The sequence below is a fragment of the Paenibacillus sp. J22P59 genome, assembly GCF_059383895.1.
The window spans coordinates 1-14500 of the sequence record NZ_JBXENX010000018.1; the positions used below are offsets into that span (position 1 = coordinate 1).

Annotated in this window: 14 protein-coding genes, 1 rRNA gene and 1 other RNA gene; 1 reads left to right on the forward strand and 15 read right to left on the reverse strand. The window is 46.6% G+C overall.

What is annotated here, in order from left to right:
* The 15 genes from AC50YO_RS23115 to rpoE all read right to left on the reverse strand — a co-directional run.
* A 16S ribosomal RNA gene (locus AC50YO_RS23115) occupies nt 1-188 on the reverse strand; the annotation flags it as partial.
* A 333-nt stretch (nt 189-521) separates the two neighbouring features.
* Nucleotides 522-785, reverse strand: a complete 264-nt coding sequence (locus AC50YO_RS23120; protein WP_494850687.1) for a pro-sigmaK processing inhibitor BofA family protein — start codon at nt 783-785, stop codon at nt 522-524.
* Nucleotides 782-1090 (reverse strand): hypothetical protein, encoded by a 309-nt coding sequence (locus AC50YO_RS23125; RefSeq protein ID WP_494850689.1) that lies wholly within the window; start codon nt 1088-1090, stop codon nt 782-784. Before AC50YO_RS23125 ends, AC50YO_RS23120 begins: the two co-directional genes overlap by 4 nt.
* Nucleotides 1091-1249: 159 nt before the next feature.
* Nucleotides 1250-1849, reverse strand: a complete 600-nt coding sequence (recR, locus tag AC50YO_RS23130; RefSeq protein WP_494850690.1) for a recombination mediator RecR — start codon at nt 1847-1849, stop codon at nt 1250-1252.
* A gap of 97 nt (nt 1850-1946) precedes the next feature.
* A complete protein-coding gene (locus AC50YO_RS23135) occupies nt 1947-2258 on the reverse strand; it encodes a YbaB/EbfC family nucleoid-associated protein (RefSeq protein ID WP_494850692.1) in 312 nt (103 codons plus the stop codon).
* Between the two features lie 22 nt (nt 2259-2280).
* Nucleotides 2281-4047 (reverse strand): DNA polymerase III subunit gamma/tau, encoded by a 1767-nt coding sequence (gene dnaX, locus AC50YO_RS23140; RefSeq protein WP_494850693.1) that lies wholly within the window; start codon nt 4045-4047, stop codon nt 2281-2283.
* A gap of 167 nt (nt 4048-4214) precedes the next feature.
* Nucleotides 4215-4482: signal recognition particle sRNA large type (gene ffs, locus AC50YO_RS23145), an RNA gene on the reverse strand.
* 108 nt (nt 4483-4590) lie between these two features.
* The gene (locus tag AC50YO_RS23150) at nt 4591-4905 is read right to left on the reverse strand and encodes a hypothetical protein (protein WP_494850694.1); all 315 of its coding nucleotides are present in this window, start codon (nt 4903-4905) and stop codon (nt 4591-4593) included.
* A gap of 182 nt (nt 4906-5087) precedes the next feature.
* Complete coding sequence (gene rpmE / locus AC50YO_RS23155; RefSeq protein WP_494850696.1) at nt 5088-5285, reverse strand: 50S ribosomal protein L31; 198 nt, start codon at nt 5283-5285, stop codon at nt 5088-5090.
* 112 nt (nt 5286-5397) lie between these two features.
* Nucleotides 5398-6651, reverse strand: a complete 1254-nt coding sequence (locus AC50YO_RS23160; protein ID WP_494850697.1) for a radical SAM family protein — start codon at nt 6649-6651, stop codon at nt 5398-5400.
* 23 nt (nt 6652-6674) lie between these two features.
* Nucleotides 6675-8030, reverse strand: coding sequence for a transcription termination factor Rho (gene rho / locus AC50YO_RS23165; protein ID WP_494850699.1), 1356 nt, complete (start codon nt 8028-8030; stop codon nt 6675-6677).
* 132 nt (nt 8031-8162) lie between these two features.
* Complete coding sequence (murA, locus tag AC50YO_RS23170; RefSeq protein WP_494850804.1) at nt 8163-9416, reverse strand: UDP-N-acetylglucosamine 1-carboxyvinyltransferase; 1254 nt, start codon at nt 9414-9416, stop codon at nt 8163-8165.
* 488 nt (nt 9417-9904) lie between these two features.
* Nucleotides 9905-10303, reverse strand: coding sequence for a response regulator (locus tag AC50YO_RS23175; RefSeq protein ID WP_494850701.1), 399 nt, complete (start codon nt 10301-10303; stop codon nt 9905-9907).
* A 139-nt stretch (nt 10304-10442) separates the two neighbouring features.
* Nucleotides 10443-12047 carry a CTP synthase gene (pyrG, locus tag AC50YO_RS23180; RefSeq protein ID WP_494850703.1) on the reverse strand — a complete coding sequence of 535 codons (1605 nt, stop codon included), beginning with the start codon at nt 12045-12047 and terminating at the stop codon, nt 10443-10445.
* Between the two features lie 348 nt (nt 12048-12395).
* Nucleotides 12396-12974: a DNA-directed RNA polymerase subunit delta gene (rpoE, locus tag AC50YO_RS23185; RefSeq protein ID WP_494850704.1), complete on the reverse strand. Its 579-nt coding sequence runs from the start codon at nt 12972-12974 to the stop codon at nt 12396-12398.
* 367 nt (nt 12975-13341) lie between these two features.
* Here rpoE and AC50YO_RS23190 point away from each other — a divergent pair, with 367 nt between their 5' ends.
* Entirely contained in the window at nt 13342-14475 is a 1134-nt protein-coding gene (locus tag AC50YO_RS23190; protein WP_494850705.1) for a S8 family peptidase, read from the forward strand.
* The last annotated feature ends 25 nt before the right edge of the window (nt 14476-14500 follow it).

Here is a 14500-nt window from a genome sequence, read left to right on the forward strand (position 1 = left end):
GTTGTGTATCCGGTATTAGCATCCGTTTCCGAATGTTATCCCAGTCTTACGGGCAGGTTACCCACGTGTTACTCACCCGTCCGCCGCTAGATTCATTGAAAGCAAGCTTTCAATGAATCCCGCTCGACTTGCATGTATTAGGCACGCCGCCAGCGTTCGTCCTGAGCCAGGATCAAACTCTCCATTTAAGAGTTTTCACAATCAACCGGAGTTGATATGAAAATCTCGATGTGTTTTGATTGCTCATAAACATTTTTATTGCTTCTCCATCAATCCGAGGATTAATGGGGCAGTTTCGCTCGTTGTTCAGTTTTCAAAGAACAATTACTTTTTCGTGTCAGCCGATGTTGTTCTCAGCGGCGACTTTTATAATATAACACAGCTGCCTAGATGATTGCAAGTACTTTTTTTTATTTCTTTTTTCAATCCTTATTTCCTTGCACTTGGCGCGAGAAGTAATATACCATGCTTTATTAGCGTAGGTCAAGCCTTTCCTTATAATTAGTTGTTTTCAAGCATATTTAGATGACAAAGTACTGTATTCCGGTAATTAAAGCGATGCCCGGCACTCCAAGTACAACGACAGTACCTATTGTAACCGGATTTAGTGGAATATACATCTTGGGAATTAATCCCGAGTAATTCAACAGATACAATACGCCTGCTGCCAGTACCATATGGATAGCAAAAGCCTTGAACCAAGACCAAGATAATCGATTCTTAACTAAGGTTGCCAACAAGAGCATTGATGATACTACTAATATAATAAGCCATATTGTCTTCATTGCGACATTCCCTCCCAACGCGGCCATACTTTATTCGTCTTTTTCGCAAGCCTTAGCAGCATTTCGTACCTTTTTTCTGCAGCAATCATCGCAAATATCGCATAGTCGATTTGGTCCTTGCCTTCTGCTACTTCGAAAAAGGTATTCGCATTCATCCATTCCTGATGCGCTACGGCGATTTCTTTTCTTAATTCCTCTGTCCATCGTTGCTGCTCCAGATCCGTTTTTAGCTGCAGTTGCTTCTCTTGCCTTACATCAATCTTTTGCTGCAAACCACGATTGCTTCCCCATAGGCCAACTCTCATCTTATTGCTCCCTTCGCTTGTCCCATCATCCAACAACGACGTTATTCTATATGTATAGCTGATGGATATCGTTTAGAACTTCAGCGAAGCTTCAATTTCAGTTCTCCAATAAAGCAAAGAAGAGCTATCCCTAAGGACAGCTCTTCTGATACGTACTATTTAGTTCAGCTCTCTTCGACCTTCCAAAGCTTTGGACAGAGTAACCTCATCCGCATACTCCAAATCTCCGCCTACCGGGAGACCATGAGCAATGCGAGTTACACGTATTCCAAAAGGCTTCACCAATCGAGAGATGTACATCGCTGTAGCTTCTCCTTCGATATTCGGGTTCGTAGCAAGAATCAGCTCTTGCACCCTCTCATCACTTAAACGTCGAAGCAATTCAGCTATACGGATCTGATCAGGGCCGATTCCTTCCATAGGAGAGATCGCACCCTGCAACACATGATATTGACCTTGGAAATCCTTCATTCTCTCCATCGCAACAAGATCCTTGGATTCCTGCACAACGCAGATTACCGAATGATCTCTTGTCTTGTCCTGACATAGCCTGCACGGGTCGGTGTCGGTTATGTTGCAGCAGATGGAGCAATACGTTAGATTTCTTTTGACGCTGACCAGCGCTTTGGCAAAATCAATAACATCATCCTCGTTCATACGAAGAACATGAAAAGCCAGTCTTCCCGCCGTCTTAGGACCAATGCCCGGCAGACGTGAGAAAGCGTCGATCAGCTTCGCTATCGGTTCGGGATAATACAAAAGCGTGCAGCTCCTTTCAAGCTGAAGCCATACCGATTGGCATAAGCAGCCGGCATCTTCCTTTGGCGCAGCTTAATCGTACGCCGCAAAGTAAAATCTAGAACAATCCAGGGATTTTCATGCCGCCTGTGAATTTACCCATATCGTTATTCGCAAGGTCATCTACTTGTGTTAGTACATCGTTAATCGCTGTGATAACGAGATCTTGCAGCATTTCTACATCTTCTGGATCTACCGCTTCTGGCTTAATTGTGATGCTCAGAATTTTCTTATGTCCATTAGCGACTACAGTAACGGCGCCGCCACCTGAAGTTGCTTCTACCGTTTTGTTAACGAGCTCTTCTTGCGCCTTCATCATTTGGTCTTGCATCTTCTTTACTTGCTTCATCATTTGATTCATGTTATTCATCATGATCACCTCGTAATTGGAGTTAGGTTTCTTCTTTTACGACAACCAGATCTTCGCCAAACAATTTCACTGCTTCCTCTATCCATTCAGGACGGCGTGAGCTATCCGCAACCTCGATCGCATCAGGCTGAAGCTCTATTGCTTTCCCCTTCTGCGGTCCCCCCGAACTTTCAGAAGCCGCTTGCCAATCCTTCAGCATAACGGTAACGAACTTAATCGGCTTACCTAGTACATCTTGCAATACCCGTTCAATAATCTCGCGATGGGCAGGCTTTTCGGTCGTCTCTCGATGCATCGTGTTCTTGAAGGCAATAAGTATGGAATCCTCCTGCGCTGCTACTGGCTCACCATCAACGAACCAAGCATGCACCGTGATCTTAGCTTCCTTCACTCGCTGGAGGATCTCATTCCACTTCATCCGAACCTGCCCTGACTGCGGGCTTCCGGAAGCAGCGATGTAAGCATCAAGCTTAATAGATACTTTACTAACCGCTGCTCCTCCAAAGCTACCGCCACGATTACGCTGAACTGCTGAAGCACGAGAATTTCCGCTATCCGATGCTGCAGGGGAGACTACGCCATTGCGGAGCAATTGCTCAAGCTTCCGCTCCAGCACCTCCACCTTCTGCCGCAATTGCTGCACCTCAGCAGGCGCAGCAGAAGGTACTTCCGAAGATGCTCCTTCTCCTTGCCCTGCTGCACGATCCTCATTCAACGTACAAATCTTCATAAGCGCAACTTCAAAAAGAGTCTGCGGTTGTGCAGCATGCTTCATATCGGATTGATAGCCGTTAAGCGTATCAATCATACGGAACAATCTCTCTGCACTGAACGCTTCGGCCATAGGCCGGAAGCGCTCGGCATCGACAACCCTTTCCGTAGCTCCCCCTTGTGGAGCCAACTTCAATACCAAGAGATCTCTAAAGTAGTAAATGAGATTCTCGATACATTTGTCTGCACTCTTGCCTGCTTGGGTCAAGCTTTCCACTAGTGGCATGATCGCTGCCACGTTACGCTGCTGTACAGCCTCAGCGAGCTCATAGAACTGCTCGGCTGCCATACCTCCAGTAACATCAACTGCTCCCTCTAGGGTAATGCGAGATCCTCCAAAAGCAGATACCTGCTCAAGCAAGCTAATCGCATCTCTCATACCGCCTTCTGATAATCTGGCGATATAAGCAATAGCATCATCATCTGCTTCGATGCCTTCTTCAGCACAAATCGTCATCAGCCGCTGGGACTGCTCTTCCAACGATACTTGCCTGAAGTCGAATCTCTGGCAGCGTGATATTATCGTTGCTGGCAGCTTATGAGGCTCCGTAGTTGCCAGTATAAATATCACGTGCCCCGGAGGCTCCTCCAGTGTCTTGAGCAATGCATTGAATGCTTCGGCGGTGAGCATATGGACTTCATCTATTATATACACTTTATATCTGACTTCAGAAGGTGCATAACGCACCTTGTCCCGAATATCCCGAATTTCATCGATACCCCGATTGGAGGCAGCATCAATCTCCAGAACATCCATACTATGCCCTGCCGTAATTCCTAAGCAAGCATCACATTCATTGCATGGCTCTGCTGCAGGGCCTCGCTCGCAGTTGACTGCTTTAGCCAGTATTTTGGCTGCGCTAGTCTTGCCTGTTCCACGCGGACCGTTGAATAAGTAAGCATGTGAAACCCGGTTCTCCCGAATGGCGTTCTGCAAGGTTTGGATAATATGCTGTTGTCCGACCATATCCTGAAACGTCTGCGGACGCCAGGCACGATATAATGCAATATGTGTCACGCGGACCGTTCCTTTCGGCTTTTCCTGTCGTCATCAGGCTAATTACCTGTCCCTCTATTATACATTCATCAAGTCTATTAGCAAAACAAAAAACACCCGTATTCAGAAATTCGACAAGGCCGAATTGCTTCACTGGTGTCCACCTGTATTCCTATTTAATAATTGTACCGTGCACCTGCTCTCGATCCATGCGACCCAGGCGGCTTCCTTGCGTCCCAGCTCGAGTCAGGCACTCCCTCGGCACATGAACTAACTGGCTTACGGCTGCTTCCTTCCGGACCTGACCGGGTTCACTAGCGTACATTGCGAAGGACCCAACTGTCAACACTGATTGCAAATGCCAAACCCCGCATCGACATAACCTAAAACAGGAATTCAACCTCGCTAAAGCGGATTGCGAGTTACAGGGCACCGCTAACTCCCCATCTAGCACGGCAAAACTAAGTATAGCCGATCCACGAGCAAAGCGCAACTGCATGATCAATATGGAGTTAAATTACCATATTGTCCAATGGTCTTTTTGAGCTTCAAGCTGCTCAATTTTCACCTGCCCGTCTCTACCTTTACTTGATATCGAGGCATATTGGATTGCAGCAGGCTCTGCGCTTTTCGCTGTATTTCTTTCATTTCTTCGTTCGTGACATTCCGCTCCACGGTTAAGAATGCCCGGAGATATTGTCCATTAAAGGTAATGCTGCTATCTTTTACGCCTTTCACTTGCTGCAGTACCTCTCCGGCAAATTTGCCGTCTGACTTATAATTCAGATAAGAAAACGAGTTAGGCACATTAGGGTTGCTGTTGGAATAACCCATGTATCCATCATGGCCATAAGTTTTCACCTGATTGGAATTACTCATATTTCGAGGGTTGCTGCATCCGCTTATGCTTAGAGCTAGCCCCATGCAACAGACCAACATGAACCAAGACTTATGTTTTGTCAACAAATGAGTACGCATCAAAAAACCTCCCTTTCACCATAGGATGGCTAAGGGAGGTTCTTGTATTCTGCCAAATAAAGCCAGAACATTGGCTCTTGAAATTAAATGCCGTATTTTTTCTTGAAACGATCGACGCGACCGCCCACATCCAAGAACTTTTGCTTGCCCGTAAAGAACGGGTGGCATACGGAGCAAACCTCTACGCGCAGGTTCTGTTTAATCGAACCAGTCTCGAAGCTATTGCCACAAGCACAAGTAATAGGAGATACGTGGTATGTCGGATGAATACCTTGTTTCATCTCGTTCACCTCTTTCTGCCCTGAGCCACATGCGGACCCAGAGTTAAAATCACACATTCGGATTATAGCACGACCCTACCTAGCTTGCAATCCCAATATATGTTTTGACCGATTATCTGGAAAGCGCAGCAGGAGGGAGATGCGTGTAAGACCCTATTGCCACATCAGGCAATTCCTCACGGAATATCTCCAGCATTTGCTTCATGCCATAAATTTCACCTTGTGCAGGCGGAATCAAGGAAAGATAGCTCTCTGGATCAATATTCAGATTCCGCATCTGAATCAGCTTCAGCCCAGTACGCTTAACGAATCCAATCATCGCTTCCATCTCTTCCTCCCGATCGGTTACCCCAGGGAAGATCAAATAGTTTATTGAAGTATATACGCCTTTATCAGTCGCGTATTTCAATGACTTCTCTACATTAGCCAGGGTATATGCCCGCGGCTTGTAGTAGGCGTTGTAATGCTCGTCAAGCGCACTGATCGTGCTAACCCGCATCAGATCAAGACCGGCATCAACAATCGCACGAATATGGTCGGTAAGGCCCGCATTCGTATTAATGTTGATATACCCTAGCGAGGTCTGACTGCGGACACGGCGCATAGCCTCAACAATAATTTTAGCTTGCGTCGAAGGTTCACCCTCACATCCCTGGCCGAAGCTGATTATCGAATCCGGATGGCGCAAATGCTCCAGCATAATTTCTGATATCTCATCCACAGTCGGCTTAAAATTCATTCGAGTCTGCGGCGCAACGAACCCGCTATCATCGGGCTGTTCCGAGATACATCCGAAGCAGCCTGCATTACAGGAATACGAGACGGGCACACCGCCCTCCCAACGCTGCAAGAAGGTATTCGAGGAAGTTAGGCACTCATAACCAAGAGCGCAATTCGATAGATGCTTATACAAACGGTTCTCTGGATACTTGGTAAGCAAATTCTCAACCTGTGCCTTCACTTCACGACGATCACAGTTGAGCGGGTCCCATTTCTCCGGATCATCACTTTGTTCAGCTGCTACATAAAATCCATTATCCTTCCACACAACTGAGGTGTAACCGAATAAAGGAAACTTTTCTTTCTTATCTGTCTTTACATAGCCCGGAAGAGCAAGACGCGTGAAACCTTGCGGGAGTAAAGCTCCCACCGCCTGGACATCGCCTGCTAGCATCTCCATCTCTCCAGTATCGGGGTTAATGCCGACAGGACGAGTATGAGGCAAGCCGACAAGAGTAGCTCCGCTTGGCAGCGGAATCAACTCATTGTCCATTAGCTCAACAATCATATCTCCGCTGCGCCCAAGCGCTATATAGTCAGGGTGATCGTATAAATTACCCTTTTCATCTGCATAGACCAGATTCATCTTGATGTCCTCCCTTCAGCAGCTTACGAGCCGTGAGTCGTTCGCGGCGTAGTAGGACGCCTGCTCGTTGTTGATCCGCTGCTTGCTGATGTGCTGCTGGTTTTTAATCCGGAACGCTGCGCTGGCTTCTCGTCAGCCGTATCGAGCGACATCAAAAACTCGCTATTGGTCTTGCTGTCAGCCAATTTTTTAAGGAAGCTATCAACAAAGTCCGGTGTATCCGTCATATTGCGGCGAACAACCCACAGCTTCTCCAGTTCTTCCTTGGACAAGAGCATTTCCTCTCTGCGCGTACCTGATCTGCGAATATCCAGTGCCGGGAATATACGGCGTTCAGCTAGCTTGCGGTCAAGATGCAGCTCCATATTGCCTGTTCCTTTAAACTCTTCATAAATGATGTCATCCATACGCGAGCCTGTCTCTACAAGAGCTGTCGCTAGTATGGTCAAGCTTCCGCCCTCTTCCACATTACGCGCCGCACCGAAGAAACGTTTTGGACGGTGAAAGGCTGCCGGATCAATACCTCCGCTTAATGTACGTCCAGACGGCGGAATGACTAAATTATAAGCACGTGCCAGACGAGTGATACTGTCCATAAGAATAACAACATCCTTCTTATGCTCTACCAATCTCAATGCTCTCTCAAGCACAAGCTCTGCCACTTTAATATGATTTTCTGGAACCTCGTCGAACGTTGATGCGATAACTTCCCCTTTAACCGAACGCTGCATATCCGTAACTTCTTCTGGACGCTCATCAATCAACAGCACAAATAACTCGATCTCCGGGTGGTTAGTCGAAATACTGTTGGCAATTTCTTTGAGCAGTAAGGTTTTACCTGCCTTAGGAGGTGCCACGATAAGTCCACGTTGGCCTAGTCCTACAGGTGCTAGCAAATCCATAATTCGTGTTGAAAGTTTGGGAGATGCCGTCTCCAGCACAAGTTTCTTCTGTGGATATAGAGGGGTTAGAGCGGGAAAGTGAAGTCGTTCCGATGCAACTACCGGGTCCATGCCATTAACAGCATTCACCTGAAGCAGCCCGAAGTACTTCTCAGAATCTTTGGGCAGCCTACATTTACCAGATACAAGATCCCCTGTACGCAAATCAAACTTGCGAATCTGGGAAGCAGAGATATAAATATCCTCTTTACTTGGCAAGTAGTTAATCGGTCTAAGAAAACCGAAGCCCTCCGGCAAAATTTCAAGAACTCCCTGCATAAACATAAGGCCGCTTTTTTCAGCTTGCGCACGCAAAATTGCAAAAATTAATTCCTTTTTCTTGAGCTGACCGTAATAAGGAATTTGATACTGCTTTGCCAGCTTGTACAATTCCGTCAGCTTCATCTCTTCCAGATCTGCGATCTGAAGATCAGTCATGTTCTCACCACTTTATTCAGTTTTTGGATACTCTATATGATTCAGTCATTAAGTCCCGATCTATCATTATATACCAGATTCGGCGCCTTCTATTCGTACGAACGATAGATAGCGCCGAATTAACCATCCCTGTTATTCCATCTCACGCCATACATCGGCGCCTAATTTTCTTAAGTTGTCTACCAAGTTATCATAACCGCGGTCAATATACTCTACACCCATGATTTCTGTGATGCCTTCCTTCACAGTAAGGCCAGCTATCATAAGTGCTGCCCCTGCGCGTAAATCTGCTGCACGCACTTTGGCCGCATTGAGTTCTCCGCCTTCAACAATTGCCGAGCGTCCTTCTACCCGTATGTTAGCACCCATTCGCGCTAGTTCAGGCACATGCTTGAAGCGATTGCTGTACACATAATCCGACAAAATGCTGACGCCCTCTGCCTGAGTAAGCAAGGTGGTCATTGGCGATTGGAGATCAGTAGGAAACCCCGGGTAGACTAATGCCTTCACATCAATAGCTGAATAATTCGGTCCGCCTATAATCCTTATCGACTCATCCATCTCATGAACAGTAACGCCCATCTCTTCCAGCTTAGCTGTCATAGCTTCCATATGCTTAGGAATTACATTGTCGATTACAACATCACCGCGTGTTGCTGCAGCAGCGATCATATACGTACCCGCTTGAATTCGATCTGGAATAATAGAGTGACGGCAGCCATGCATACGCTCGACTCCTTCAATGCGAATCGTTTCCGTACCGGCTCCTTTGATTTTCGCGCCCATAGCGCCGAGAAGAGTAGCTACATCTATAATTTCAGGCTCTTTCGCCGCATTTTCGATAATCGTTGATCCCTTGGCACGTGAGGCCGCAAGCATAATATTAATCGTTGCTCCGACGCTAGCGACGTCAAGATAGATCTTAGCTCCACGCAGTTCCTTAGCAGAAATACGCATTGAGCCATGCTCATTCGTTACGGTTGCACCCAAAGCTTCAAAGCCTTTAATATGCTGATCAATAGGCCTTGGCTCGAAATTACAGCCGCCTGGCAGTCCAATAATCGCTTCTCCGAATCTTCCGAGCATAGCGCCCATCAAATAATAAGATGCACGAAGCAGCTTAACCTTGCCATTAGGCATTGGTCTTGCTTCCAGACGCGATGGATCAATGCGCATCACATCGCCTTGCCAAGAAACAGCAGCACCCAGCTCCTGCAATATTTCACTATAAACGGCCACGTCACTTATATGAGGTAAATTGTCCAATATGACTTCGGATTCTGCCAATATAGCAGCTGGAACTAACGCAACCGCGCTGTTCTTAGCACCGCTAATTTGAACGGAACCCTTCAGAGGACGTCCACCGCGTATCATTAATTTCTCCATCAAATTCATAGTCCTCCCGTAGATTGGAAGGGAACAAAGGAAAAACGCCTCGATAAGCAAATGCTTAGGCGCTCGCTATATCATAGCGATTCGGCATCCCATGCTCCTGTTATTACGCTTGGTGTCACTACTACTCAACAAGCGAATGTTCCTCTTGGATAACAACTGTCATGGCTGCACGAGCAGAGTAAAGTATCCATACCTTACGGGCCGTGCGTTTTAAGTTTTGTATTCACGTTGAATGGCGACTGCAATAGCTTGAACACAAACAAATCGCTTCGTTTGGCTCAGGGAGCTACCATGCAAAACAACCGGTACCAGAATGGCATCGGATACTACAAATCTTCAAGCCTTACCCGGCTTGTGCCATTATATCATAACAGGACAAGGAATGGTAAAGGTGTTTTGGTCAACTATTGGCCTATTTCAAGGTTTTGGAAATGAAAGCGCTACAGCCAAATTCACTATAGAAAAAAAAGGGCCCCGTATCAGGACCCTACCGCAAAACGATTATTCGTATTGCCTCCGTGCAGTTGCATATTGACCGCCATACGCATCTCATCAATGTCGAATGGCTTGGTGAAATGCATAAGCGCTCCCAAATCTGTCGCTTCCTTAATCATGTCAAGCTCACCATAGGCTGTCATCATAATAACCTTAATTTCTTTGTTGATGGCTTTCACATGCTTTAAAATTTCAAGCCCGTCCATTCCGGGAATCTTCATATCGAGAAGGACCAGGTCAGGACTCTCATGCTTCACAATTTCCAAAGCAAGCTTGCCGTTCGACGCTTGGAAAGTGTTGTAGCCCTCGCTGCTGAATACTTCCATCAGGAGTACCCGGATACCGTTCTGATCATCAACGATCAATACCTTCTTCTTCTCCAAAATATAATACCTCCTACGACTTGAGCGACAACTGGTCAACTCTCCCATAATCGTTAATATATTCGAGGATAGAGGCATATAATCCTTCTCACTTACGGAAAAATTTGCAAAATATTAGTTGCTTATCATTTACCCTGTCTTATTGCCCCGAATATTGCAGAGCAGCACTTACAAAGCCGCGGAACAAACGCTGAGGGCGGTTAGGACGTGAAGTGAATTCTGGATGGAATTGTGCTGCCAAGAACCAAGGATGACCTGGCAATTCAATCATTTCTACCAGTCTTCCGTCAGGTGATGTCCCAGATATCATGAGACCTGCCGACTCCACTCTCTCCCGGTATTCATTGTTGAACTCGTACCGATGGCGGTGACGCTCATACACAAGCTCTTCGCCATATTCCCGAGCAGCCAATGAACCTGATGAAAGCTTACAAGGGTACAGGCCTAGGCGCATTGTTCCGCCCATATCTTGAATATCCTTTTGCTCAGGAAGCAAGTCTATAACTGGGTAAGGAGTGGATGGATTAATCTCCGAGCTGTTGGCATTATCCAACCCTACAACGTTACGCGCATATTCTACAACGGCTACTTGCATACCTAGACAAATGCCGAAGAATGGAATCTTCTGCTCACGTGCATGACGGATCGCAGCGATCTTCCCTTCAATGCCTCGGTCACCGAACCCGCCTGGTACCAGAATGCCATGAATGCCATGAAGCTTGTCCGCTACATTCTCATCGGTCAGTTCTTCTGAATTTACCCAACGAAGCTTGATCTCGGAATCATTGTCTATTCCAGCATGACCAAGTGATTCTACGATACTGAGGTAAGCATCATGAAGTGCAACATACTTACCTACAATTGCGATTTCAGTCGTTTTGTGCAGCGATTTGACCCGCTCAACCAGACTTTCCCACTCCGTCATGTTCGGTTGATTCGTAGTCAGCTTCAAATGATTGACTACAATATCATCCAGTCCTTGCTCACGCAGCATAAGAGGTACTTCGTATAGGGTCGAAGCATCGCGGCATTCGATAACCGCATTCGCATCAATATCACAGAACAAGCCAATCTTGCGCTTAAGATCTTCTGCAAGAGCGTGCTCCGTACGGCATACGATGACATTCGGCTGAATACCGATACTGCGCAATTCTTTAACGCTGTGCTGGGTCGGCTTCGTCTTCACTTCGCCCGCCGCTTTGATATAAGGAATGAGTGTAACGTGAATGTACATAACATTCTCACGGCCAATATCACTCTTAATCTGACGTATAGCTTCAAGGAATGGCAAGCTCTCGATATCGCCCACTGTTCCGCCGATTTCTGTAATAACAACATCAGATCCCGCTTCTTTGCCGGCACGATATACGCGTTCTTTAATCTCGTTGGTAATATGAGGAATAACTTGAACTGTTCCGCCCAAATATTCGCCGCGACGTTCTTTGGAGATGACATTAGAGTAGATTTTACCAGTTGTTACACTGCTGTACTTCGTGAGGTTGATATCAATAAAACGTTCATAATGCCCAAGGTCAAGGTCAGTCTCGGCTCCATCGTCTGTTACGAATACTTCACCATGCTGATAAGGACTCATTGTTCCTGGGTCTACGTTGATATAAGGATCGAACTTTTGAATCGTTACTTTCAAGCCTCTGTTTTTCAACAGACGTCCAAGCGATGCAGCCGTAATCCCTTTGCCAAGAGAAGAAACGACGCCTCCCGTTACGAAAATATATTTGGTCACTGTAATATACCCTCCATGCTTTTATGGTTATGTTTAGGTTTGCCCATTTGTCCGATAAACATGGACGCATAGGCGCCACATAGGTCTATCCATTTTATGGTTAAAAGCTCAAATGAGCTCTATATGAACCCTTGACTTGTACAAACAAAAAAAGTGACACCCGTCTTCACGGGGCACTTTTCATTTGGCACATTATGGTACGGTACGTTAACCGAATCTTAAAGCCCATGCAATAGTTTACTCTGCCCTTGTAGGGCCTGTCAAGGGAAAACGGGAGAACCGCTCCATTGACAGGTAAGCTAACGCTATGCAGGGTAAACATGATCAGAAGAGAGCAAGAATGGAAGGTTACTTATCGTTACCTTCCTCTTCATCCTCATCAAAATCATCTTCATCTGAGTCAGCATCGTCGTCATCAGCATCAAGCTCTTCGCCCGCTACTTCCTCGTCGATCTCTTCATCATCAATGGTTGCTTCTTCATCGACTTCCGCTTCTTCTTCAGCTTCCTCGAATTCACGGTCCTCGTCGTATACATCGTAATCTTCTTCTTCCGCTGCGTAAGTATCCTCTTCCTCGTCAGCGAACAGATCCTCATCATCAAGCTCATCTTCGTCATTGATGATACGTGGACGCTTAGCGTTAGCAATTGGATCTTCATTACGCTCTACTGGATACCAGCGCTTCAGTCCCCACATATTGCTGCCGACACATGCGAAGCGGCCATCAATATTAATTTCCGTATATACCTGAGCTATAACCTGATTAATGTCATCCGCCGATAGCTTGCGTACTTTAGCAATCTCCATCATCAGATCACGGTAGTAATAAGGCGTATTCGCTGCCTTGAGCACTTCAAATGCCAAATCGACCATAGGCATTTCCTTTAAGCGTTCAGGATCCAGCTTTAAAGTAAAATTGCTGCTCATATGGACACATCCTCTCTTGCCAGTATCTATCTTGCATAATCGTTTCCTTTATCAAACTATAGTAAAACCTATTTCATTCAAAAAAGCAAGCGGCTTGTCAAGCCATCCCTGCTCATGAAAGCTTGGACAAACAAGCAAAAAGCGAAGGGCTGTCCCTTCGCTTTGACTGTATCCATCCGGATAGTGCATGTCGGTGCACCCCGGAGAAGTAAGAGTCCTTAAGAACTCTTACCTCATCCTATGTCTGCTAACACGTTTTGACACGGTTTCAAGCCTAAATATGTGAAAAAAGGCAAGTGGCTCATGCAAGCGAAATAACTCGTTCATATAATAGTCCAGCATCGTCCGTCGGGAGGGGACGCGAATTTTGGACACCACCTCTTTTCTCCATTGGCTGCAAAGCACGATGGCTTGCACAGGACAGGCGACAAAAAACCGGATTATCCGTTTTCAGCAGCAAAGCGATTATCGACGATTTCTTCAAGATTGGTCTGAAGCGTCGACATCCTCTGCGCCCCTGAAGACAATTAAGCAAATGCAGATCATCCGTTCGATTTCTTGCCGTCTTCCTATTGAAGAAACGCTCGCGCAATTCTCTGGGCAGGTGTGGATAGAGAATGACCGCCGCCTTTCCGTGCATGCTGCCGCGCAAAAATCTTCTTCGCATGAAAAAGGCATCCCATGGGGCGTACAGCAAGTAAAAGCCCCCGCAGCCTGGAGTACGACTACAGGACACCGCATCAAAATAGGCGTAATCGACACAGGAGTCGATTTCAGCCATCCTGACTTGAAGCATTCCTTATCTCGCGGCATTAATCTATTAAACCGAAGCATGCTTCCCCATGATGATAATGGGCATGGCACTCATATTGCAGGAACGATTGCGGCTGCAAATCAAGTACAGGGCATGATCGGTATCGCCCCCAGATCGCAAATTTTTCCTGTAAAAGCTTTCGACCATAATGGAAGCGCATTTGTCTCCGACATCATCCTAGGCATTGATTGGTGTGTCCGCAACCGAGTCAATATTATTAACATGAGCTTCGGCATGAAAACACGCAGTAAAGCGCTTCTTACCGCAATAACGAATGCATATAACGCAGGAGTTGTTGTTGTTGCCTCATCTGGCAATGATGGCAAACGCCGCGCCGTCGATTATCCGGCACGTTACTCGCAGACGATCTCAGTTGGTGCAACAACCAAGCTAAGACGTATCGCTCCATTCAGCAATCGCGGCAGCTATATCGATATTTATGCTCCCGGGGACAAGATTGTGTCCTCCTGGCTGCGCGGCAAATATAACGAGATGAGCGGAACCTCGATGGCAACCTCGCATGTCAGCGGTGCGATTGCTCTGCTTCTTGCTCTGAAGCCTGGCTTATCGCCGGCTGAAATTAAATCTATACTGAAACGATCTGTCCAGCCGCTTCGAGGACCGAAGGCTCCTCGGCTCGTCGGAGAGCTTGATATTATGCGAATGCTTCAGGCCGCGGAGCGATAAGCCCCGCGGCTTCTCTTCGTCTTCC

Bases quoted from the DNA above. Each gene is read 5' to 3' on its own strand.
- AC50YO_RS23150 (WP_494850694.1), bottom strand. From the start codon at position 4,905: ATGAGTAATTCCAATCAGGTGAAAACTTATGGCCATGATGGATACATG.
- rho (WP_494850699.1), bottom strand. From the start codon at position 8,030: ATGACTGATCTTCAGATCGCAGATCTGGAAGAGATGAAGCTGACGGAA.
- AC50YO_RS23135 (WP_494850692.1), bottom strand. From the start codon at position 2,258: ATGAATAACATGAATCAAATGATGAAGCAAGTAAAGAAGATGCAAGAC.
- AC50YO_RS23120 (WP_494850687.1), bottom strand. From the start codon at position 785: ATGAAGACAATATGGCTTATTATATTAGTAGTATCATCAATGCTCTTG.
- rpmE (WP_494850696.1), bottom strand. From the start codon at position 5,285: ATGAAACAAGGTATTCATCCGACATACCACGTATCTCCTATTACTTGT.
- murA (WP_494850804.1), bottom strand. From the start codon at position 9,416: ATGGAGAAATTAATGATACGCGGTGGACGTCCTCTGAAGGGTTCCGTT.
- AC50YO_RS23160 (WP_494850697.1), bottom strand. From the start codon at position 6,651: ATGAATCTGGTCTATGCAGATGAAAAGGGTAATTTATACGATCACCCT.
- rpoE (WP_494850704.1), bottom strand. From the start codon at position 12,974: ATGAGCAGCAATTTTACTTTAAAGCTGGATCCTGAACGCTTAAAGGAA.
- AC50YO_RS23125 (WP_494850689.1), bottom strand. From the start codon at position 1,090: ATGAGAGTTGGCCTATGGGGAAGCAATCGTGGTTTGCAGCAAAAGATT.